We start from the raw sequence: 20,014 nt of genomic DNA on the forward strand, positions 1-20,014 counted from the left end.
GTCAGGACACGACGAGATCTGCGGGCACAAGCTCCGCGAGCAGCCCGTCGAGTACCGCCATGCCGGGTTCGGTGACGTTCAGGTGCGTCTCGGTGTCGTTCAGGTAGCCCATTTCGCGATAGAATCGCCGCTTGGCCGGCACGATCAGCTCGGCTTCGGCCAGCCCGAACCGCGCCGCCAGCGCTGCCGGCGCGATCCCCTCGGCCAGCCGCAGCCCCATCATCACCGCTTCGGACGCCTGCTCGCGCATTTCGAGAGGGCGCTGTTCCGACAGGCCATGTCCTTGTTCCGAAACCGCTTTCAGGAAGTTCTCGGGCTTGCGGTGGCGCACCGTCGCCATGTTGCCGCGCCGCCCGTGCGCGCCGGGGCCGATGCCCACGTAATCGAGATAACGCCAATAGGTCAGGTTGTGGCGGCTTTCCTCGCCGGGGCGGGCATGGTTGCTGATCTCGTAGGCGGGAAGTCCGGCGGCGGTTGTAATTTCCCGCGTGATTGCAAAGAGTTCTGCCGCGTTGTCATCATCGAGTGGCAGGAACTTGCCCTCGCGCACCAGCGTCGCGAACCGCGTGCCTGGCTCGATCGTCAGCTGGTAGAGCGACAAGTGCCCTGTGCCCAGCGCAAGCGCTTGTTCCAGTTCTCTTTTCCAGAGATCGGGGGTGTGGTCGGGGCGGGCATAGATCAGGTCGAAGCTGACTCGCCGGAAGTGCCGCTGCGCCACCTCCAATGCCGCCAGTCCCTCGGCCGCATCGTGCAGCCGGCCCAGAAAACGGAGCGAGGCATCGTCCAGCGCTTGCAGGCCCAGCGACACGCGGTTGATCCCGGCCGATGCCAGCGCGGCGAAGTTGGCCGCTTCCACCGACGATGGATTGGCTTCGAGTGTAATCTCGATATCGGGAGAGAAGGTCCAGAATTCGCCCGCTTTTTCGATCAAGGCTGCAACCAGCGCGGGCGGCATGAGCGAGGGCGTGCCGCCACCGAAGAAGATCGAGGTCAGCGTGCGCGGGCCAGTCTGCGCGGCCTCGTGCGCGAGGTCTGCGAACAGCGCGTCCTTCCATGCGGCCACGTCCGTCCGTTCACGGACATGGCTGTTGAAGTCGCAATAGGGACATTTCGCGAGGCAGAACGGCCAGTGAATGTAGAGGGCAAGCGGTTGCATCGCCTGCTCTTACCCCGCGAACTGCTCCGCGACCAGCTTGGCGAAGGCATCGGCGCGGTGGCTGATCGCGTGCTTTTCCGCCGGGTCGAGTTCGGCGAAGGTCCGTGTATCGCCGACGGGCACGAACACCGGGTCGTAGCCGAAGCCCATCTTGCCGCGCGGCGGCCAAGTCAGCGTGCCCGGCGCGCGTCCTTCGTAGACGGCACTCGTGCCGTCCGGCCAGGCGATGGCAAGGGTGCAGGAAAACCAGCAATCACGAGGGGTTGCTGGGCCTTTCTCAGCCAGTTTCCCTTCGACCTTGCCCATCGCCATGAACCAGTCGCGGCCCGGTCCGCCTTCGTAGGGCGCCGCTTCCGCCCAGTCAGCCGTATAGACGCCGGGCGCGCCGCCCAGCGCGGTCACGCAGAGGCCGGAATCGTCGGCCAACGCGGGCAATTGCGCGGCCTCGGCCGCGGCGTGCGCCTTGATCAGCGCGTTTTCGGCGAAGGTCGTGCCGGTTTCCTCCGGCTCGGGCAGCCCCAGATCCCCGGCAGCAAGGCATTCCATGCCGTAAGGGGCAAGCAAGGCCTGGATTTCCTTGAGCTTGCCCTTGTTGTGCGTGGCGATGACCAGCTTGCCGGGGGTGAGGCGGTGCGTCACCGGCTGACGGCCTGTTCCTGCGCGGCAAAGATTTCCGCGCAGCCCATGCGGGCCAGGCGGAGCAGGCGCAGCAGGCCTTCCTCGTCGTAGGTCGCGCCTTCGGCGGTGGCCTGCACTTCGGCGATGTGGCCGCCTTCGATCAGCACGAAGTTGGCGTCGGCATCGGCCGAGGAATCCTCGATATAATCAAGGTCCAGCACCGGCGTGCCATTGTGGATGCCGCAGGAGATCGCGGCAACCTTGCGGGTCAGCGGGTCTTCCTTGATCGCGCCTTCGGCCATGAGCTTCTGCACGGCGAGGCGCAGCGCGATCCACGCGCCCGAGATCGAGGCGGTGCGGGTGCCGCCGTCGGCCTGAATGACGTCGCAATCGAGCGTGATCTGGCGTTCGCCAAGCTTCTTCATGTCGGTGACGGCGCGCAAGGAGCGGCCAATAAGGCGCTGAATTTCCTGGGTTCGTCCGGACTGTTTGCCCTTCGCGGCCTCGCGGCTGCCGCGGGTATGCGTGGCGCGCGGCAACATCGAGTATTCGGCGGTGACCCAGCCTTCACCCTTGCCGCGCAGGAACGGCGGTACGCGCTCCTCGACCGAGGCGGTGACGAGCACCTTGGTATCGCCGAAACCGATCAGCACGGACCCTTCGGCGTGCTTGGTGAAGTTGGTCTCGATGGTGATAGCGCGCATCTCATCGGCGGCGCGGCCGGAAGGTCGCATGGGATTTCCTCAAGAAGTTTGGCCCGTGCCTCTGGCGCATTGCCCTTGAGCCTGCAAGGGCTGGGCTTAAATTGGCAGGTACGATGACGGGTCCGACGCTCTCCGAATTGTCCAACCGCGCGCGGGATATCTTCCGGCTGGTGGTAGAGGGCTACATTGCCAGCGGGCATCCCGTCGGTTCGAAGACGCTTGCCGGCGCGGGCGGGGTCAATCTGTCGCCGGCGTCCATCCGCTCTGTCTTGCAGGAATTGCAGGACGCGGGCCTGCTCGCCGCGCCGCATATCAGCGCGGGGCGGCTGCCGACCGAGATCGGCCTGCGGCTGTTCGTTGACGGGATCATGCAGGTGGCCGAGCCTTCGGCCGCCGAGCGTGCGCAGATCGAGCGGGGCCTGGCCACCGGCGGCACGATCGAGGCAGCGCTGGCGGCGGCCAGTTCGGCCTTGTCGGAACTGTCGTCCGGGGCGGGCGTGATCATGGTCCCCCGGCGCGAATCGCGGCTGGTCCAGCTTTCCTTCGTGCCGATTGGCCCCGGCCGCGCGCTGGCGGTGCTGGTGGGCGAGGACGGCAGCATCGAGAACCGGGTGCTCGACCTGCCGGGGCAGACGCTGCCGTCGACGCTGGAGCAGGCTTCCAACTATCTCACCCGCCGGCTTGCCGGACGCACGCTGGCGGAGGCGGTTGCCGAGATCCGCAGCGAGATCGAAGGTGGTCGCTCCGCGCTTGATAGCGCGAGCGCCCAGCTGGTGCAGCGGGGCCTTGCCATCTGGTCTGTCGATGCGGCCCAGCGCCCGGTTCTGGTGGTGCGCGGGCAGGCCAACCTGCTCGACGAAGCGGCGCTGGGCGACATCGAGCGCGTGCGCCAGCTGCTCGACGAGCTGGAAAGCGCGGAGTCCATCGCGGGCGTGCTCGACGCCGCGCGCGAGGCGGAAAGCGCACGCATCTTCATTGGCAGCGAGAACCGCCTGTTCTCGCTTTCCGGCTCTTCGGTCATCGCTTCGCCGTGGCGCGATGCGGACGGCCGGGTGGTCGGTGTGGTGGGGGTAATCGGCCCGACTCGGTTGAATTATGCGCGGGTCGTCCCCATGGTGGACTTTACCGCTCAATCCTTGAGCAAACTCATCGGACAGGACGGATTTTCCAGAAAATGACGGACAACGACACGCGCCCGCAGGATCCAGAAGCTAAGGCGGAACTCGAAGGCGTGCCCGAGGAACTGGTGCTGGGTCAAAATGACGAGGCCGCTTCGGCGGGCGAGCTGGAAGCTCTGCGGGCCGAAGTGGAAACGGCCAAGCAGGACGTCCTCTATGCCAAGGCGGAGACGCAGAACGTGCGCCGCCGCATGGAAAAGGACGTGGCCGATGCGCGCGCTTATGCCGCGACCGGCTTCGCTCGCGACATCCTCTCGGTGGCCGACAACCTCTCGCGTGCGCTGGAATCAATCCCCGGCGACCTGCGCGAGGACGACAAGTTCAAGAACCTGATCGCCGGACTTGAGGCGACCGGGCGCGAGATCGACAAGGTCTTTGCGGGGCACGGCATCAGCCGCATCGCGGCCAAGGGGCTGCCGCTCGACCCGCACCAGCATCAGGCCATGCTCGAAATCCCCTCGAACGATGTCGAGCCGGGCACGGTGATCCAGGAACTTCAGGCCGGCTACATGATCAAGGACCGGCTGCTGCGCCCCGCGATGGTGGCCGTGGCGAAGAAGCCCGACTGACCGGCTTTCCCGGCGCCAGGCTCAAGGTCGGCGCCGGGAACCCCGAAGGGCGTTGCCTCGTAGTACCCGCAAGCGGGGGCGCGAGGAGAACTGCCATGACTTCCAGATTTATGCTTCCCGTGCTCGGCGCATCGCTCGCGCTGGCGGGCTGCGCGAGCAACTATGCTGGCGAAGGCGCGCTTGCGGGCGCGGCCGGCGGTGCGCTGATCGGCGCGGCTACGGATGGCAACGTCGGACGCGGCGCGGCCATCGGCGCGGCGGCAGGCGGTGCGGTGGGCGCTGTCATCAAGAAGAACGGTCGTTGCTATCAGCGCGACAGCAACGGGTATGAATACCGCGTGCGCTGCTGATCAGGCGTTTTCGGTGGCCTCGGTCGGCAGCTCGGCCTTGATGGCGATAGCCTTGTCGAGTTCCTTTGCCAGATGGCTGGCCTTGCACGCCAGAGCCTGCAGGCGCGGGGCCTCGAATTCGCGCGTCACCGTTGAAAAATCACAAAGCGCGTTCGGGTTGGAAAACACAGCGACGGATTTGCCTGCGTCCTTTCGGACCAACATGGGCGAATGGACGAGATCGTTTCGGAGCGGCAAAAGCTTCGAAATCTGTTCAAGCACCTTGTCCACAGCCGCCTTTCTGGCCGCCGAGTAGGGGCCTTGAGGCGAGGTTTTCCGCAACGCTTCTATTTTCGCGCCCAGCCGATCGCACTTGCCCGACCTGTCGATTTTGCTCAGCAAGCCTTCAATGCGAATTTCGATCGACGCAAAGGCATCGATCGTCCGGCTCCGCCAAATGTGCAGATTTGTTTCTGATGGTGTCGCCGTCATTCGGCAAGGTTAAGAAATCAAATCTCAAGTATTCGTAAACGGCAGTAACCGTTGCAAAATTTCCACCGGCGGCGTGCCTGGTGCCGGAAGGCCGCGCTCGGCCAGAAATACGTGGCGCACGATTTCGGCCTGCTGTTCGATGCCATAGGCTTCGAAGGGCTTGTCCGGCACGTATGTGTAGCCGTAGCGGCAGAAGGGGTGGCGCATCAGGGGCAGCCACCAGCGGCCGCGTTGCTGGGTCTGCCACACGTGGACCATCTCGTGCACGAACAGTGCTTGCAACGGCAACGACGCCTGCGCGAAATCCTCGCGCCAGTGCGGGCCTTGCGGGTGGAAATGGAGATGGCCCATTGGCGCCATCACCGTGCCTTTCGGCTGCAAGGGAAAGAACTTGCGCCGTTTCACCCGCACGGGATCGAGCGCGATGGCGGCGCCGAACACCTCCTGCACCAGCATGCGTTCGCCGGCTGTGAGGGGGCGTTCGGTCATCCGCCAGTCCTGTCGCTACGTCCTGCCCGCCGTCACATCTTCATGTCGTGGTCCGCGCCGTCCATGTTGTGCATATCCCCGCCGATCGACTGGACCTTGGCCGAAACGCTGGCCTTGTCACCATTGTCGAGCGTGATGGTCAGTTCGGTCGTGCTGCCGGCCTTGAGGCTGTCGCTCACGCCGAACAGCATGACATGATAGCCGCCGGGGGCGAACTGCACCGCCTTGCCCGGTGCGAGCGCGACTTCGGTGACGGGCGCCATCGTGGCGACGCCGTTGTGCATGGCGCTGCGGTGCATTTCCGCGCGCTCGGCTCCGTCGACATGGACCGCGGCCAGCTTGCGCGGCGCGCCGTTGCCCTGCGCCAGAGTGAAATAGGCGACGCCCGGGCGGCCTGGCACGGCGGGCAACTGGACCACCGCGTCCGACAAGGTGATACCCGGGGCTGCCTCCGGCGCCGCTTCGGCGGGAGCGCTGGCGCTCGCGCTGGGGCTGTCGGTCGGCTTTTCGCCGCAACCGGCGAGCGCGAGCGACAGTCCGGCTGCCGCGATGAGGGCCGGGGCGAAAGCGTTGGCGCGCATGGTTGTTCACTCCTTCTGCAAATCCGCGCTGGAGGTAGGCGGGCGGAGGTCTTGTGCCAAGTCAAACCGCACCTATATCGCCCCCGTCAGAGCCGCAAAACGGCGCCTGCCCGGCAGGGGGACGCCAGACCACCAGCGGTGTCTATCTTGGAAGGAAATGGGGAAACCATGGCTAAAGTGATCGGTATCGACCTCGGCACGACCAACAGCTGCGTTGCAGTGATGGACGGGGGCACGCCCAAGGTCATCGAAAATTCGGAAGGCGCGCGCACGACGCCTTCGATCGTCGCCTTCACCAAGGACGGCGAACGCCTGATCGGCCAGCCGGCGAAGCGCCAGGCCGTGACCAATCCGGACAACACCATCTTCGCGGTCAAGCGTTTGATCGGCCGTCGGTTCGACGATCCGCTGACCCAGAAGGACACGCAGCTGGTTCCCTATTCGATCACGAAGGGGAAGAACGGCGACGCGTGGGTCAAGGCCGGCGGACAGGATTACAGCCCGTCGCAGATTTCGGCGTTCACGCTGCAGAAGATGAAGGAAACCGCCGAGGCCTATCTCGGCGAGACCGTCACGCAGGCCGTGATCACCGTGCCCGCCTACTTCAACGACGCGCAGCGCCAGGCGACCAAGGACGCCGGCCAGATCGCGGGCCTTGAAGTTCTGCGCATCATCAACGAGCCGACCGCGGCGGCGCTGGCCTATGGCCTCGACAAGCAGGACGGCAAGACCATCGCGGTCTATGACCTTGGCGGCGGCACGTTCGACATCTCGGTTCTCGAGATCGGCGACGGCGTGTTCGAGGTGAAGTCCACCAACGGCGACACCTTCCTCGGCGGCGAGGACTTCGACACGGTCGTGGTCGAATACCTGGCCGACAAGTTCAAGGCCAAGGAGAACATGGACCTGCGCGGCGACAAGCTCGCCCTGCAGCGCCTGAAGGAAGCCGCGGAAAAGGCCAAGATCGAGCTGTCGTCTGCCCAGACGACCGAGATCAACCTGCCGTTCATCACCGCGCGCATGGAAGGCGGCAGCACCACCCCGCTGCACCTCGTCGAGACGATCACCCGCGCCGACCTTGAAAAGCTGGTCGCGGGCCTGATCCAGCGCACGCTGGATCCCTGCAAGAAGGCGCTGGCCGATGCGGGCCTGACCGCGAAGGACATCGACGAAGTCGTGCTCGTGGGCGGCATGACCCGCATGCCCAAGGTCCGCGAAATCGTGAAGGACTTCTTCGGCAAGGATCCGCACACCGGCGTGAACCCGGACGAAGTCGTCGCCATGGGCGCGGCGATCCAGGCCGGCGTGCTCCAGGGCGACGTCAAGGACGTGCTGCTGCTCGACGTGACCCCGCTTTCGCTGGGCATCGAGACGCTGGGCGGCATCATGACCAAGATGATCGACCGCAACACCACGATCCCGACCAAGAAGAGCCAGGTCTATTCGACTGCCGAAGACAACCAGCAGGCGGTGACGATCCGGGTCTTCCAGGGCGAGCGCGAAATGGCGCAGGACAACAAGATGCTGGGGCAGTTCGACCTCGTCGGCATTCCGCCGGCGCGTCGCGGCGTTCCGCAGATCGAAGTGACCTTCGACATCGACGCCAACGGCATCGTGAACGTGTCGGCCAAGGACAAGGGCACCGGCAAGGAGCAGCAGATCCGCATCCAGGCGTCGGGCGGCCTTTCGGACGCCGACATCGACCAGATGGTCCGCGATGCGGAGAAGTTTGCCGACGACGACAAGAAGCGGCGTGAAATGGCCGAGGCGAAGAACAACGCCGACAGCCTTGTCCACGCTACGGAGCGCCAGCTCGAAGAGAACGGCGACAAGATCGACGCCGCGCTCAAGGGCGAGATCGAGGCCGCCATCGCCGAGGCGAAGGCCGCTATCGAAAGCGGCGACGTCGAGGCGATGAATGCCAAGACCCAGGCGCTGACCGACAAGGCGATGAAGATGGGCCAGGCCATCTACGAGAAGGAGCAGGCTTCTGCTGCTTCTCCGGGTGGTGAAGCTCCCAAGGCCGACGACGACGTGGTCGACGCCGAGTTCTCGGAAGTCGACGACAACAAGGCCTGATCGGCCATGAAACCATGCCGCCGCCCGCGTTTTCATGCGTGGGCGGCGGTTTGTTTCTCACGGGTACTGGTCCAGGGGTAACAGATGTCGGCCGAGATCGACTTTTACGAACTGCTCGAAGTCGAGCGGACCGCGGACGACAAGACGATCAAGTCGTCGTTTCGCAAGCTCGCGATGAAGTATCATCCGGACAAGAATCCGGGGTGCGACGAATCCGAGGCCAAGTTCAAGCAGATCAACGAAGCCTATGGCTGCCTGTCCGATCCGCAGAAGCGGGCGGCCTATGACCGTTATGGCCACGCCGCGTTCCAGCAGGGCGGTGCCGGCGGGCAGGGCGGTTTCGGTGGCGGCGGCTCCGATTTCGGCGATCTGGGCGACATCTTCGAGACTATCTTCGGCGGTGGCTTCAGCGGCGGGCGCCAGCAGGCGCGCCGCGGCGCGGACCTGCGCTATGATATGGAGATCAGCCTCGAGGACGCATATCACGGCAAGCAGGCCGAGATCGCGGTCGAGATTTCGCAGAAGTGCGATCCCTGCGAAGGTTCAGGCGCGCAGCCGGGGACTTCGGCACGGCGCTGCAACCTGTGCGGCGGGCACGGCAAGGTGCGCGCGCAGCAGGGCTTCTTCATGGTCGAGCGGCCGTGCCCGAACTGCCACGGCCGGGGCGAGGTGATCGAGAAGCCTTGCAAGCATTGTCGCGGCGAAGGCCGGGTCGATGCCGAGCAGAAGCTGGAAGTGACCATTCCGCCGGGCGTCGACAATGGCACGCGCATTCGCCTTGCCGGCAAGGGCGAGGCGGGGCCGTTCGGCGCGCCCGCAGGCGATCTCTATATCTTCCTCCACATCGCGCGGCACCATGTGTTCGAGCGCGACGGCACGACGCTGCTGACCCGGGCACCGATCAGCATCACGACGGCGGCGCTGGGCGGATCGATCGAGATTCCGGGCCTTGATGGCACGCGCAACGAGATCGAGATTCCCGCCGGCATCCAGTCGGGCAAGCAGCTGCGCAAGCGCGGCGCGGGTATGCCGGTGCTTCAGGGGCGTGGATCGGGCGATCTGGTGGTTGAAATCCAGGTCGAGACGCCGACCAAGCTTTCTGCGCGCCAGAAGGAACTGCTGCGCGAATTCCAGGCCAGCGAGACCGGCGAGGAATGCCCGCAGTCGAAGGGCTTCTTCGAGCGGATCAAGGCCGCGTGGAGCGATCTTACGGAGTAGCCGTCAGCCCGCTGCAAAGGCGGTGCGGACTTCGTTCTCGATGCTTTCGACAAGGCCCGGCTCGGCAACGAGCCGGGCCTTTTCCTCGTTCAGGACGGCCAGGAACGCATCGCGCTTGAACCGGCGCACCACGCCCGGATCGAGCGCGGGCCGCGCGGTCGAGGCGATCAGGTCTACGGTCCGCTCCGCGCCGTGGAGCCTGCCCCACAGGTAATCGTTCTCGCGGTAGGCGCGGCTGAAAAAGGCGCCGAAGTTGAAGAACTCCACGCCGCGCAGGCAATCGTAGGTGCCGCCGGGCCGGATCGAGGTGGCATCGTCGGGCGAGATCCGGTCCACCTTGACCGCGTCGAATTCGCCCATGCCTTCGCCCTGGAGCAGGGGCAGGGTGGCGACATCGTAAAAAGGGAAGCCGAGGTAGGCGTAGAGGACCCGCCGCCGCAGCGGCTTGTCCATCCGTTCCAGCGCGGCGACCAGCATCGCATCGACTTGCAGGTCGATGCCCATCAGGTCGCGCCGCGCCGCGATGGCAGCCAGCACCGCGCCGGGATCGGTAATGGCGACGGCAGCGGTCGCGGCGAAGCCGGGGCCGAGCCCGGCGACGGTCTCGCGCCCCTGGTAGAGCGCCTGCGCACGGTAGACGATGTCGCGCGCGGCCTCGCGGTCGTCGGGTGCGATGCCCTCGGTTTCGTCCCAGTCGTGCGTCAGGCGCCGGGCGAGCAGCTTCAGGCGGCGGATGCGGAAGGCGAGGTCGTGGTTGCGGAAGAACGCGATGGCATCGGGCCGCGCTCCGCCGCGCAGATCGGCCAGCTTGTCCATCCCTTGCGCTGAAAGGTGCTCCCACAGCGCGGTTTCCACCGCCCCATGCGGGGCGGCCTCGGGCGCAGCCTCGCACACCAGTTCGGCAATGTCGGCGACGATGCCGGCGAGCTTGACCTGGGCATAGCCGTGGAACGCGAAGCCGGCCTGTTCGGCGGCGGCCTGCTGGGCCTTGGTCCGCCAGCCCGTCAGGCGTTTCAGCGTGGGCCGGTCGAAGAACAGCGTGTAGCCGAACAGCTTTTCGACCGTTTCCTCGATTTCCGGACGCAGCGCATCGACGATGGCGCGCATCCGCGCACGCTCACGCGATTGCTGTTCCAGCGATTCCAGGTTGTCGCGGATGGGCTGTTCGCGCGGGATCGACGACAGCGAGCCGAAGATCGCGGAGAAGAAGCCCACCGTCGCGCCGCCTTTGGGCGCGATGCGCATATGGTCGGGGCTGGGGTCGATATAGACGAAGCGGCGGTCGACCTCGCGCTGCGCGGGGCGGTCGCGCAGCACGCCCATGGCCTGCGCGAAGGGGCGGTTGACCAGCACCGCGCCATCGACCAGCGCGGCGCCCTCGATGTGATCGCGCTTCCATCGGCTGGGCATGATCCGCTTGAGGAAGGTATCGCGTCCCGGCCAGGCGATGCCGCGCTCGGCCACCAGCCGATCGATCTCGGCTACGGTCAGCGGGGGGAAGGCGCCCGGAAAGCTCGCCGTGGCACGCGCGGCGAAAACGAGCTCGGCGGGCGCGGCAAGATCTCGGTCCTCGTCGCTGCCGGTTGCGCGGCGGAAGGCGATGGCGAGCCGGTGCTCGCTTTCCTCGACCAAGGGCGGGCTGTTGAGCCGCAGTTCCTCGGGGTGGCCGTTGAAATCGGTGGCGGTGACCAGCAGGTCGAGCGGGTGGCCGGTCGGCAGCAGGGCCTCGCGGTCCGCGCCTTCCACGCGGGATGTCTCCGCCATGGCCTCGAGCGCCTCGGCGATCAGGCGCGAGAAGCCGATGCCGCTGAACGGCGGGGCGAACCAGCGTGCGCGGATCAGGCGGGAGACCTTGCGGCGCACTTCGGCGCGGGTGCCCTTGGCCACAGTGCGCGACACGACGTTGCCCGGCCATTTGAGCACGAACCACACGATCGGCTGCGCCCAGAACTTGGCGAAGCGGCCCCAGGGCTTGGCATCGGGATCGAGCAGAATGTCGATGTCCGCGCGTTCCAGCCAGAGTGTGGTGAGCGGCTCCAGGCTTTGCCCGGTGGCGAGCGCCTGGCCCAGGAACACACCGTTGATCCCGCCCGCGCTCGCGCCAGAGATGATGTCGGGCAGGAGCCGCAGCTTGAGCGCGCGCGTATCGAGCAGGGCGGCGAACAGGTCGCGATAGATCGCTTCCACCCCGGATGACGGCGCATCGCCCCGATGGAAGGCGCGGCTGGCGCGCGTGGCGTGCCAGATCTCCTTGGTCACGCCGTGCATGTACACCGCAAGGCTGATGCCGCCGTAGCAGACCAGGGCGATGCGCAGTTCCTTCTGCCGCATGAGAGGCAGCATGGCACCGCCGCGCCCATCCCGCCAGAGGCATCTGCGCGGAACAAGCAGGGCAGGCGCGCATTTCCTCGGCAAGCAAGCAATTTCCCGAAAAGGATGCAGGACATGGTCGAGGAACGTATCGTCGAAGTGGAGCGTCCCAATGGCGCCACTCATACCCACACCACCGTCTATGACGATGGCGCGCGCGGCAGCAGCGGGGCCGGCTGGGTGATCGCGATCGTCGTGGTGATCGCGCTGGTGGCTGCGGTCTACTTCTTTTCCAATATGTCGAACAGCAGCTCGGCCAAGGACAACGCCATCGCCGGCGCGGCCCGCGACGTGGGATCGGCGGCGCAGCAGGTGGGTGACGCGGCCCAGAATGCGGCCGACAAGGTCTCCGACAAGTAAGCGACAGGCTGTAAACTCAGCCGACAAAAAGCGCGCGCGGTTCGCTCCGCGCGCGCTTTTTACGTGATTTAATGCCCTTGCGCCTTTGGCCGGGCCTGTCAGATTTACCGACGCTTTACCCCTGAGGGCTAGGACGGGGCAAGCGGTGGCCCGTGATGGCCCGCAAGCAGGGTGATCGCGTCTGATGTTCCGGCTGTTCAAGCACTACATACCCAACGCGGTCCTGCTGCTGGGCCTGCTCGATTTCATCCTGCTGGTGGTGGCCGGCGAACTCGGCTGGCTGCTGCGCGCCCGCCAGATCGCCATGGACCCCGGCGTGATGTCCGGGCGATGGGTGCAGTTGCTCAGCTTTGCTGTGCTGGTCCAGCTGGCGATGATCTCGGTCGGCGTCTATGGCTCGGAAGCGCTGCGTTCCATGCGCTATGCCACCGCGCGCCTGATCGTGGCGACGAGCCTGGGCATCATCGCGCTGTCGGTGGTCTATTTCCTGCTGCCGGGGCGCACGCTGTGGCGTTCCAACCTGTTCTACGCGATGGGCATCGCGCTGGTGCTGCTGTTCTTCGTGCGCGCCGTGCTGGGCGGTGTGCTCGGCACTGCGCCGTTCCGCCGCCGCGTGCTGGTGCTCGGCGCGGGCGCCCGCGCGGAGCGGTTGCGCAAGCTGGCCGAGCGGCCCGAGGCTGGCTTCGTCATCGTCGGCTTCGTGGCCATGAGCGACCAGAAACCGGTGATCGAGGAAGCGATCAGCCGCACTGCGATCCACAACCTGACCCGCCATGTCGAAAACCTGAGCGTGGGCGAAGTGGTGCTCGCGCTGGAGGAACGCCGCAATGCGCTGCCCTTGCAGGATCTGCTGCGGATCAAGACCACGGGCGTCCACGTCAACGAGTTTTCCTCGTTTCTCGAACGCGAGACCGGGCGGATCGACCTCGATACGGTCAATCCCAGCTGGCTGATCTTTTCCGACGGGTTTTCGTCCGGGCGGATGGTGTCGAGCGTGATGAAGCGCCTGTTCGACGTGGCTGCGAGCGTGCTGCTGCTGCTGGCGACCGCGCCGGTCGTTGTGCTGTTCGCGGTGCTGGTGAAGCTCGATAGCAAGGGGCCGGCGTTCTTCCGCCAGACCCGCGTGGGGCTGTACGGCGAGCCGTTCCACCTCATCAAGCTGCGTTCCATGCGGGTCGATGCCGAAGCGGCCGGGGCGCAGTGGGCTGCCGCCAACGATCCGCGCGTGACGCGCATCGGCCGCTTCATCCGCAAGGTCCGTATCGACGAACTGCCACAGGCCTGGACGGTGCTGAAAGGCCAGATGAGCTTTGTCGGCCCGCGCCCGGAACGCCCCGAGTTCGTCTCCAGCCTTGAGGACGAGCTGCCCTATTACGCAGAGCGGCACATGGTGAAGCCTGGCATCACAGGCTGGGCGCAGATCAACTATCCCTACGGGGCCTCGATCGAGGATTCGCGCAACAAGCTCGAATACGATCTCTATTACGCCAAGAACTATTCTCCCTTCCTCGACCTGATCATCCTGCTGCAGACGCTGCGCGTGGTGATCTGGCACGAGGGGGCGCGCTGAGGAGCGGGGCGATGCTCAATCCGCTTGGCTGGGCCGGCTTCGGTCAATGGACCTTTCTCCTCGCCGCATTCGGGGCGATGCTGCTGGCCGTCTGGCTGAGCGACCGGCGCCGGCGCGGCAAGCACGGCAGCCGGGCCGAAATCGCCGCGCTGGTGCTGACGGCGCTGTGGTCGCTGCTGGCGGCGGGCGTGGGGCAACTGTTCCTCGTCACCCAGATCGGCGAGGTCATGCGCAACCTGGGCTGGCTGCTCGTCGTCTACGCGCTGTTCGCGCGCGACGGGCGCCATGAGAGCGTCGGTCCTGTGCGGCCGGTGCTGGTCGTGCTGGCGCTGCTCGAACTGTTCCAGCCCGTGCTGCTGGTGCTCAACGTGCGCTTTACCGGCGTGGCATCGGCGCAGACGTTGATTTTCCAGATGTCGGTGATGTTCCGGCTGTTGCTCGTCACCGGCGCGCTGGTGCTGGTTCACAATCTCTATGCCGGGGCGATGAGCGCGCAGCGCGGCGCGGTGCGCTGGATCTGCGCGGCGCTGGCGCTCGTCTGGGGCTACGATCTCAATTATTATACCATCGCCTACCTGGGCAGTCAGGTGCCGGCGGAAATGGCGGCCCTGCGCGGGCTGGCCGATCTGCTGGCGGTGATGCTGCTGACGGTGGGCGCGCTGCGCGGCCAGTCGAGCTTGCGCTTCTCGCCTTCGCGCACGGTGGCGTTCCAGTCGCTGTCGCTGCTGGTGATCGGCGGCTACATGATCGTGATGGTCGCGGCGGCGCAGTCGCTGGCGTGGCTGGGCGGCAATGTCAGCCAGCTGGCGCAGATGGGCTTCGCCTTTGCTACCACGATCGTGATCATCGCGCTGGTCCCCTCGCGCCGGCTGCGCGGCTATCTGAATGTCATGCTGGCCAAGCATTTCTTCCAGCACCGCTACGACTACCGCGCCGAATGGCTGCGCTTCACCCGCACGGTCGGGCGCGGCGGCGCCGGTGCGACGCCGCTCCACGACCGCGTGGTGCAGGCCGTGGCAGACATCACCGACAGCGCGCGCGGGCTGCTGCTGGTCCCGGGCGAGCAAGGGGAACTGGTGCTGGCCGCCCGCTGGCAGTGGCCGACGCTGGAAGTTCCGGCAGAGGCGATGGCCGCGCGTAGCGCCGCCTTCTTCGAGCGGCGCGGCTTCATCGTCGATCTGGACGAGATCCGCGCCGGCATAGACCATGAAGGCGAATCCGCGCTGATGCCCGGCTGGATGATCGGCGAGGACGGCATCTGGGCGCTCGTGCCTTTGCTCCATTTCGACCGGCTGGTGGGGCTGGTCGTGCTGGGCCACCCGCCGCTGGCGCGAAAGCTGGACTGGGAGGATTTCGACCTGCTGCGCGTGGTGGGGCAGCAGCTGGCGAGCTATCTGGCCGAGCACAACGGCCAGGTCGCGCTGCTGGAAGCGAGCCGCTTCGACGAGTTCAACCGCCGCATCGCCTTCGTGATGCACGATATCAAGAACCTCGCCAGCCAGCTCGCGCTGCTTTCGCGCAATGCCGAGCGCCATGCCGACAATCCCGAGTTCCGCAAGGATATGCTGGTGACGCTGCGCAATGCGGCGGACAAGCTCAACGCGCTGCTGGCACGCCTCTCGCGCTATGGTGCCGGCAATACCGAGCAACTGGAGGAAGTGGATGGGGCTCACGTCGTCCGCGCCATCGCCGCGCGCTATGAGCCGGCGATGAAGGACGGCCCGGTCGACGGTCCGCGGGTCTATGTGACCGATGCGCAGCCGTGCAAGGTGCTGGCCAACCGCGAGACGCTGGAGCAGGTGCTGCTCCACCTCGTTCAGAACGCCATCGACGCCAGCCCGCCGGGCATGGCGGTGTTCCTCCAGACGCGCAGCGAAGGCCTGTCAGGCTATGTCGAGGTGATCGACACCGGTTCCGGCATGAGCGCCGATTTCGTGCGCAACCGCCTGTTCAAGCCCTTCGTCTCGACCAAGGCGGGCGGCTTCGGCATCGGCGCGTTCGAGGCGCGCGAACTGGTGACCGCGATGCGCGGACGGCTCGACGTGGAAAGCCGCGAAGGGCTGGGCAGCCGCTTCACCGTGCGCCTGCCGCTGGCGGCGACCGCGAACCTCATTGAAACCCTGAGCGGGCCGGATGGCCCGGATGACAAGAAGAAGGTGGCCTGATGTCGGATGAGCGCCCCAAGGTGCTGCCAAAGCTGCTGATCGTCGAGGACGATCCCGGCCTGCAGGCTCAGTTGAAGTGGGCTTACGAGGATTTCGAAGTGTTCATCGCCGGGGATCGCTCGAGCGCGCTCGCGCTGCTGCGATCGGAGGAGCCGGCGGTCGTGACGCTCGACCTTGGCCTGCCGCCCGATCCCGATGGCACCAGCGAGGGCTTTGCCGTGCTGGACGAGATCATGGCGCTCAAGCCCGATACCAAGGTGGTCGTCGCTTCCGGCCATGGTGCGCGGGAAAGCGCGCTGCGGGCGATCGGGCAGGGGGCCTACGACTTCTATCAGAAGCCCATCGACATCGACGCGCTGGGCCTGATCGTGCGGCGCGCGCTGCACCTGCACCGCATCGAGGCGGAGAACCGCCAGCTGGCCGAACGCGCGCCGGCGGACAACCGCGTGCTGGGCCGGCTCGTCACCGCCGCGCCGGAAATGGTCAAGGTGGCGCGCACCATCGAGCGTGTCGCCAATACCAACGTCTCGGTCATGCTGTTGGGCGCGAGCGGCACCGGCAAGGAACTGCTGGCGCGCGGCGTGCACGAATCCTCGCAGCGTGCGAAGGGCGCCTTCGTGGCGATCAACTGCGCCGCGATCCCCGAGAACCTGCTGGAAAGCGAGCTGTTCGGGCATGAGAAGGGCGCCTTCACCGGCGCGGTCAAGACCACCGAGGGCAAGATCGAACAGGCCAGCGGCGGGACGCTGTTCCTCGACGAAGTGGGCGACATTCCGCTGCAGTTGCAGGTGAAGCTGCTGCGGTTCCTGCAAGAGCGCACCATCGAGCGCATCGGCGGCCGCCGCTCGATCGAAGTCGATACGCGCATCGTCTGCGCGACGCACCAGAACCTCGACGCCATGATTGCCGATGGCCGCTTCCGCGAGGATCTCTACTATCGTCTCGCCGAGATCGTGGTGAAGATCCCGAGCCTTGCCGAACGTCCGGGTGATGCCACGCTGCTGGCCAAGGCATTCCTGTCGCGCTTCGCGGCGGAGATGAACCCGCAGGTCAAGGGCTTCGCGCCCGATGCGTTGGCTGCCATCGACGGCTGGGCCTGGCCCGGCAACGTGCGCGAGCTTGAAAACCGGGTGAAGCGCGCGGTGATCATGGCCGATGCGAAGCTGGTGTCCGCTGCCGATCTCGATCTGGGCGACACCGGGGGCGAGGCGGAGAACCCGCTGAACCTCAAGTCCGCGCGCGAGGCGGCCGACCGCAAGGTCATCCGGCACGCACTGGCCCGCAGCGAGGGCAACATTTCCGGCACCGCGCGCCTGCTCGGGATCAGCCGGCCGACACTTTATGACCTGCTCAAGCAATACGACCTGCAAAGTTAGGACCGGCTTTGTCCTTGCCGGGCTGACGCTGGCGGCGCTGTTCGCGTTGCCGGCCAGCGGCGGGGACACGCGCCTTGACGGCGCGCGGGCGGCGGCGCGCGCGGCGCTGGAGCGGCGCGATCCGATCGCGGCTGAAGTGGTGCTGCGCAAGGCTGTCGATGGCGGCCTGCCGCTGGATGCGGTGCGCGCGCAGCTGGGCGAGGCGCTGCTTCGGCAGGGCGAACGCGCAGAGGCGCGGCGCGTGCTGGGCGGGGGCGCCTTCACGCCGGACAGCGCCGGGCTGGGCTGGCGCGTGCGCGGGCAGCTTGAACTGGCCGAAGGCAACCTTGGCGGTGCGGCGCAGGCCTTCGACCGCGCGCTGGAAGTGATCCCCGGCGATGCCGACCTCTGGACCGAGATCGCCTCGCTGCGGTTTTCGGGCGGGGAACAGGCGCAGGCGGTGGCGGCGGCGGCGCACGCGGTGGAACTCGATCCGGCGAACCCGCGCGCGCTGGCGCTGCGCGGGATGCTGATCCGCGAACAGTTCGGGCTGGTCGCCTCCCTGCCATGGTTCGAGGCCGCGCTGCATATCCGTCCGGATGATCCGGGGCTGCTCGCCGAATACGCCGCCACGCTGGGCGATATGGGCGAATACCGCGCAATGCTGATCGTCTGCCGCAAGATCGCGCAGGTCGATCCGAAGAATCCCCGGCCGTTCTTCCTCCAGGCGGTGCTGGCTGCGCGCGCGGGCAAGACCGATCTGGCCCGGGCCATCCTGCTCAAGACCGGCACCGCGCTGCGCGATGTGCCGGCCGCGATCCTGCTCAACGGCGTGCTCGAATATCGCTCGGGCAACGTCAATCTGGCGGTGGAGCATTTCGACCGGCTGGTCCGGCTCCAGCCCGAGAACATGCAGGGGCGCGCCTTGCTGGCCCGGGCGCTGGAGCGGATGGGCGATGTTCGCCAGGTGGCGCGTCGCTTCGACGCCGATGCGCACGCGCCTTATGCCAGCCCCTATCTGCTGGCGACGGTGGGGCAGGCGTGGATACGGCTTGGCGACCGGTCACGGGGGGCGGTGTTGCTCGATCGGGCGCGCCTTTCCGGACAACGGCCGCCGCTGGCGCTGCGCCCGGACCAGCCGCTCGGCGCGCTCGCGCTGCGCTATGCCGAGGCGCCGCAACGCGCGGCCGTGGCGGTGCCCTATATCCGGGGTCTGCTCGCCGCCGGTCAGCGCGACGCGGCGCAGGACGTGGCCGACCGGCTGCGCGACGCCAATGCCGGCGCGGCCGAGGCGCACCTGCTGGCGGGCGACGTCCGCATCGTGCGGGGGGATGTCGCGGGTGCCCTTGCCGATTACGAGGACGGCGCAGCGATCCGCTTCAACGAGCCGGTCCTGCGGCGGATGGACGCGGCATTGCGTGCGCTTGGCCGCCATGACGAGGCTGATGGCATGACTTCGCGCTATCTCGCGCAGAACCCGTCGAGCATTGCCGCGATGAAGTTGCTCGCTGCCGCCTGGAGCGATCCGGAGCGACAGGATGCCCGCGCAAGACTGGCCGATGCGCTCGCCGCGCGGGGGCAGGTCGCCTACGCCCGCTGATCGTTTTCGGCTCGACAGCGCCGCCCCGGCGCGGCTAAGTCCTTTTCAATCGATCAATTAAAAATGGGGGATGCCGCCATGGCGGGCGCACTCGAAGGCCTTACTGTTCTGGAATTCGCGGGCATCGGACCCGGCCCGTTCACCTGCATGATGCTGGCCGACCACGGCGCCAAGGTGATTCGCATCGAACGTCCGGGCAGCCCCGGCCGCCACGGCGATGCCGGGCAGCGCGACATCCTCAACCGCAACCGCGTCCGCGTGGAACTGGACCTCAAGGATCCGGCGGCCATCGCGCGCATCCGGGAACTGGTGAAGGACGCCGATGCGATCGTCGAAGGCTATCGCCCCGGCGTGATGGAGCGGCTGGGGCTTGGCCCCGAAGTGCTGCTCGCCGACAATCCGAAGCTCGTCTACGGCCGCATGACCGGCTGGGGCCAGGAAGGCCCGATGGCGCCGCTCGCCGGGCATGACATCAACTACATCGCGCTGTCGGGCGCGCTCCACACGTATGGCCAGGCCGGCGGCAAGCCGCAGTTCCCGGTCAATGCCGTGGGCGATTTCGGCGGCGGTGGGATGCTGCTGGCGTTCGGCGTGATGGCGGCGGTGTTCTCGGCCCAGCGCACCGGCAAGGGCCAGGTGATCGACGCGGCGATGGTCGATGGCGCAGCGATCCTGTCGGGCATGACCTGGACGTTCTATGGCAACGGCACGTGGAAGGATGAACGCGGCACCAACCTGCTCGACGGCGGTGCGCACTTCTACGACACCTACGAGACGTCCGACGGCAAGTGGATCTCGCTCGGTTCGATCGAGCCGCAGTTCTACGCGCTGCTCATGGAAAAGACCGGGCTGAAGGACGATGCGCAGTTCCAGCGCCAGATGGACGCCTCCCAGTGGCCGGAGCTGAAGGACCGCATCGCCGCGCTGATCAAGACCAAGACGCGCGACGAATGGTGCGCGATCATGGACGGGACCGACATCTGCTTTGCGCCGGTGCTCAGCCTCGCCGAAGCGCCGTCGCACCCGCACAACACCGCGCGCGGCACTTTCACCACGGTGGACGGCATGGTCCAGCCGCGGCCCGCACCGCGCTTCCTTGGCACGCCCGCGCCCGAGCCGAAGCTGGCCAGCACGCCGCTCGACTGAACCGCCGCACGAACGCTCGAATGAAAAGGGCCGGG

At 66.8% G+C, this 20,014-nt stretch carries 18 protein-coding genes; 11 read left to right on the plus strand and 7 right to left on the minus strand.

The annotated features are described in order from the left end of the window. Nucleotide 1: 1 nt before the first annotated feature. The 3 genes from hemW to rph are packed head-to-tail and all read right to left on the minus strand — an operon-like array spanning nt 2 to nt 2,508. The gene (hemW, locus tag OLX02_RS02335; RefSeq protein WP_264419882.1) at nt 2-1,156 is read right to left on the minus strand and encodes a radical SAM family heme chaperone HemW; all 1,155 of its coding nucleotides are present in this window, start codon (nt 1,154-1,156) and stop codon (nt 2-4) included. Nucleotides 1,157-1,165: 9 nt separating this feature from the next. Next, nucleotides 1,166-1,795, minus strand: coding sequence for an RdgB/HAM1 family non-canonical purine NTP pyrophosphatase (gene rdgB / locus OLX02_RS02340; RefSeq protein ID WP_264419884.1), 630 nt, complete (start codon nt 1,793-1,795; stop codon nt 1,166-1,168). After that, nucleotides 1,792-2,508, minus strand: coding sequence for a ribonuclease PH (gene rph, locus OLX02_RS02345; protein WP_264419886.1), 717 nt, complete (start codon nt 2,506-2,508; stop codon nt 1,792-1,794). The genes rdgB and rph overlap by 4 nt, the downstream gene beginning before the upstream one ends. 83 nt (nt 2,509-2,591) lie before the next feature. On the opposite strand from rph, the gene hrcA reads away from it, so the two are divergent. The 3 genes from hrcA (at nt 2,592) to OLX02_RS02360 (ending at nt 4,575) form a co-directional block, all read left to right on the plus strand. Continuing rightward, complete coding sequence (hrcA, locus tag OLX02_RS02350) at nt 2,592-3,656, plus strand: heat-inducible transcriptional repressor HrcA (RefSeq protein ID WP_264419888.1); 1,065 nt, start codon at nt 2,592-2,594, stop codon at nt 3,654-3,656. Further along, a complete protein-coding gene (locus tag OLX02_RS02355; RefSeq protein ID WP_264419890.1) occupies nt 3,653-4,225 on the plus strand; it encodes a nucleotide exchange factor GrpE in 573 nt (190 codons plus the stop codon). The genes hrcA and OLX02_RS02355 overlap by 4 nt, the downstream gene beginning before the upstream one ends. A gap of 95 nt (nt 4,226-4,320) precedes the next feature. Next, nucleotides 4,321-4,575 (plus strand): glycine zipper domain-containing protein, encoded by a 255-nt coding sequence (locus OLX02_RS02360; protein ID WP_264419892.1) that lies wholly within the window; start codon nt 4,321-4,323, stop codon nt 4,573-4,575. On the opposite strand, the gene OLX02_RS02365 is transcribed toward OLX02_RS02360, so the two are convergent. From OLX02_RS02365 to OLX02_RS02375, 3 genes are read right to left on the minus strand one after another with little or no spacing between them, the layout of a single operon-like run. After that, nucleotides 4,576-5,046, minus strand: coding sequence for a hypothetical protein (locus tag OLX02_RS02365; protein ID WP_264419893.1), 471 nt, complete (start codon nt 5,044-5,046; stop codon nt 4,576-4,578). It abuts the gene before it with no gap. A 24-nt stretch (nt 5,047-5,070) separates the two neighbouring features. Next, nucleotides 5,071-5,535: a vgr related protein gene (locus OLX02_RS02370; protein ID WP_264419895.1), complete on the minus strand. Its 465-nt coding sequence runs from the start codon at nt 5,533-5,535 to the stop codon at nt 5,071-5,073. A gap of 32 nt (nt 5,536-5,567) precedes the next feature. Continuing rightward, on the minus strand, nt 5,568-6,116 hold the full coding sequence (locus OLX02_RS02375) for a copper chaperone PCu(A)C (RefSeq protein ID WP_264419897.1): 549 nt from the start codon (nt 6,114-6,116) through the stop codon (nt 5,568-5,570). A gap of 168 nt (nt 6,117-6,284) precedes the next feature. On the opposite strand from OLX02_RS02375, the gene dnaK reads away from it, so the two are divergent. Further along, complete coding sequence (gene dnaK, locus OLX02_RS02380) at nt 6,285-8,195, plus strand: molecular chaperone DnaK (protein ID WP_264419899.1); 1,911 nt, start codon at nt 6,285-6,287, stop codon at nt 8,193-8,195. Between the two features lie 84 nt (nt 8,196-8,279). Next, nucleotides 8,280-9,413: a molecular chaperone DnaJ gene (gene dnaJ, locus OLX02_RS02385; RefSeq protein ID WP_264419901.1), complete on the plus strand. Its 1,134-nt coding sequence runs from the start codon at nt 8,280-8,282 to the stop codon at nt 9,411-9,413. A gap of 3 nt (nt 9,414-9,416) precedes the next feature. On the opposite strand, the gene OLX02_RS02390 is transcribed toward dnaJ, so the two are convergent. Next, the gene (locus OLX02_RS02390; protein WP_264420313.1) at nt 9,417-11,744 is read right to left on the minus strand and encodes a patatin-like protein; all 2,328 of its coding nucleotides are present in this window, start codon (nt 11,742-11,744) and stop codon (nt 9,417-9,419) included. A gap of 114 nt (nt 11,745-11,858) precedes the next feature. Between OLX02_RS02390 and OLX02_RS02395 the strand changes: the two genes are divergently transcribed. From OLX02_RS02395 to OLX02_RS02420, 6 genes are all read left to right on the plus strand, one after another. Continuing rightward, the gene (locus OLX02_RS02395; RefSeq protein WP_264419903.1) at nt 11,859-12,143 is read left to right on the plus strand and encodes a hypothetical protein; all 285 of its coding nucleotides are present in this window, start codon (nt 11,859-11,861) and stop codon (nt 12,141-12,143) included. A 184-nt stretch (nt 12,144-12,327) separates the two neighbouring features. Then, nucleotides 12,328-13,713 carry a TIGR03013 family XrtA/PEP-CTERM system glycosyltransferase gene (locus tag OLX02_RS02400; RefSeq protein WP_264419905.1) on the plus strand — a complete coding sequence of 462 codons (1,386 nt, stop codon included), beginning with the start codon at nt 12,328-12,330 and terminating at the stop codon, nt 13,711-13,713. 11 nt (nt 13,714-13,724) lie between these two features. Continuing rightward, a complete protein-coding gene (gene prsK, locus OLX02_RS02405) occupies nt 13,725-15,878 on the plus strand; it encodes an XrtA/PEP-CTERM system histidine kinase PrsK (protein ID WP_264419907.1) in 2,154 nt (717 codons plus the stop codon). After that, nucleotides 15,878-17,254: a PEP-CTERM-box response regulator transcription factor gene (gene prsR, locus OLX02_RS02410; protein ID WP_264419909.1), complete on the plus strand. Its 1,377-nt coding sequence runs from the start codon at nt 15,878-15,880 to the stop codon at nt 17,252-17,254. Before prsK ends, prsR begins: the two co-directional genes overlap by 1 nt. Continuing rightward, entirely contained in the window at nt 17,220-18,833 is a 1,614-nt protein-coding gene (locus OLX02_RS02415; protein WP_264419911.1) for a tetratricopeptide repeat protein, read from the plus strand. Before prsR ends, OLX02_RS02415 begins: the two co-directional genes overlap by 35 nt. A 78-nt stretch (nt 18,834-18,911) precedes the next feature. Further along, complete coding sequence (locus OLX02_RS02420; RefSeq protein WP_264419912.1) at nt 18,912-19,979, plus strand: CaiB/BaiF CoA transferase family protein; 1,068 nt, start codon at nt 18,912-18,914, stop codon at nt 19,977-19,979. The last annotated feature ends 35 nt before the right edge of the window (nt 19,980-20,014 follow it).

Origin of the sequence: Novosphingobium sp. KCTC 2891, assembly GCF_025938155.1 — a bacterium.
Lineage (GTDB): Bacteria > Pseudomonadota > Alphaproteobacteria > Sphingomonadales > Sphingomonadaceae > Novosphingobium.

Bases quoted from the DNA above. Each gene is read 5' to 3' on its own strand.
- OLX02_RS02370 (WP_264419895.1), bottom strand. From the start codon at position 5,535: ATGACCGAACGCCCCCTCACAGCCGGCGAACGCATGCTGGTGCAGGAG.
- prsK (WP_264419907.1), top strand. From the start codon at position 13,725: ATGCTCAATCCGCTTGGCTGGGCCGGCTTCGGTCAATGGACCTTTCTC.
- dnaK (WP_264419899.1), top strand. From the start codon at position 6,285: ATGGCTAAAGTGATCGGTATCGACCTCGGCACGACCAACAGCTGCGTT.
- prsR (WP_264419909.1), top strand. From the start codon at position 15,878: ATGTCGGATGAGCGCCCCAAGGTGCTGCCAAAGCTGCTGATCGTCGAG.
- OLX02_RS02360 (WP_264419892.1), top strand. From the start codon at position 4,321: ATGACTTCCAGATTTATGCTTCCCGTGCTCGGCGCATCGCTCGCGCTG.
- OLX02_RS02420 (WP_264419912.1), top strand. From the start codon at position 18,912: ATGGCGGGCGCACTCGAAGGCCTTACTGTTCTGGAATTCGCGGGCATC.
- OLX02_RS02375 (WP_264419897.1), bottom strand. From the start codon at position 6,116: ATGCGCGCCAACGCTTTCGCCCCGGCCCTCATCGCGGCAGCCGGACTG.
- OLX02_RS02395 (WP_264419903.1), top strand. From the start codon at position 11,859: ATGGTCGAGGAACGTATCGTCGAAGTGGAGCGTCCCAATGGCGCCACT.
- hrcA (WP_264419888.1), top strand. From the start codon at position 2,592: ATGACGGGTCCGACGCTCTCCGAATTGTCCAACCGCGCGCGGGATATC.
- hemW (WP_264419882.1), bottom strand. From the start codon at position 1,156: ATGCAACCGCTTGCCCTCTACATTCACTGGCCGTTCTGCCTCGCGAAA.
- OLX02_RS02365 (WP_264419893.1), bottom strand. From the start codon at position 5,046: ATGACGGCGACACCATCAGAAACAAATCTGCACATTTGGCGGAGCCGG.
- OLX02_RS02390 (WP_264420313.1), bottom strand. From the start codon at position 11,744: ATGCGGCAGAAGGAACTGCGCATCGCCCTGGTCTGCTACGGCGGCATC.
- OLX02_RS02415 (WP_264419911.1), top strand. From the start codon at position 17,220: ATGACCTGCTCAAGCAATACGACCTGCAAAGTTAGGACCGGCTTTGTC.
- OLX02_RS02355 (WP_264419890.1), top strand. From the start codon at position 3,653: ATGACGGACAACGACACGCGCCCGCAGGATCCAGAAGCTAAGGCGGAA.
- rph (WP_264419886.1), bottom strand. From the start codon at position 2,508: ATGCGACCTTCCGGCCGCGCCGCCGATGAGATGCGCGCTATCACCATC.
- OLX02_RS02400 (WP_264419905.1), top strand. From the start codon at position 12,328: ATGTTCCGGCTGTTCAAGCACTACATACCCAACGCGGTCCTGCTGCTG.
- dnaJ (WP_264419901.1), top strand. From the start codon at position 8,280: ATGTCGGCCGAGATCGACTTTTACGAACTGCTCGAAGTCGAGCGGACC.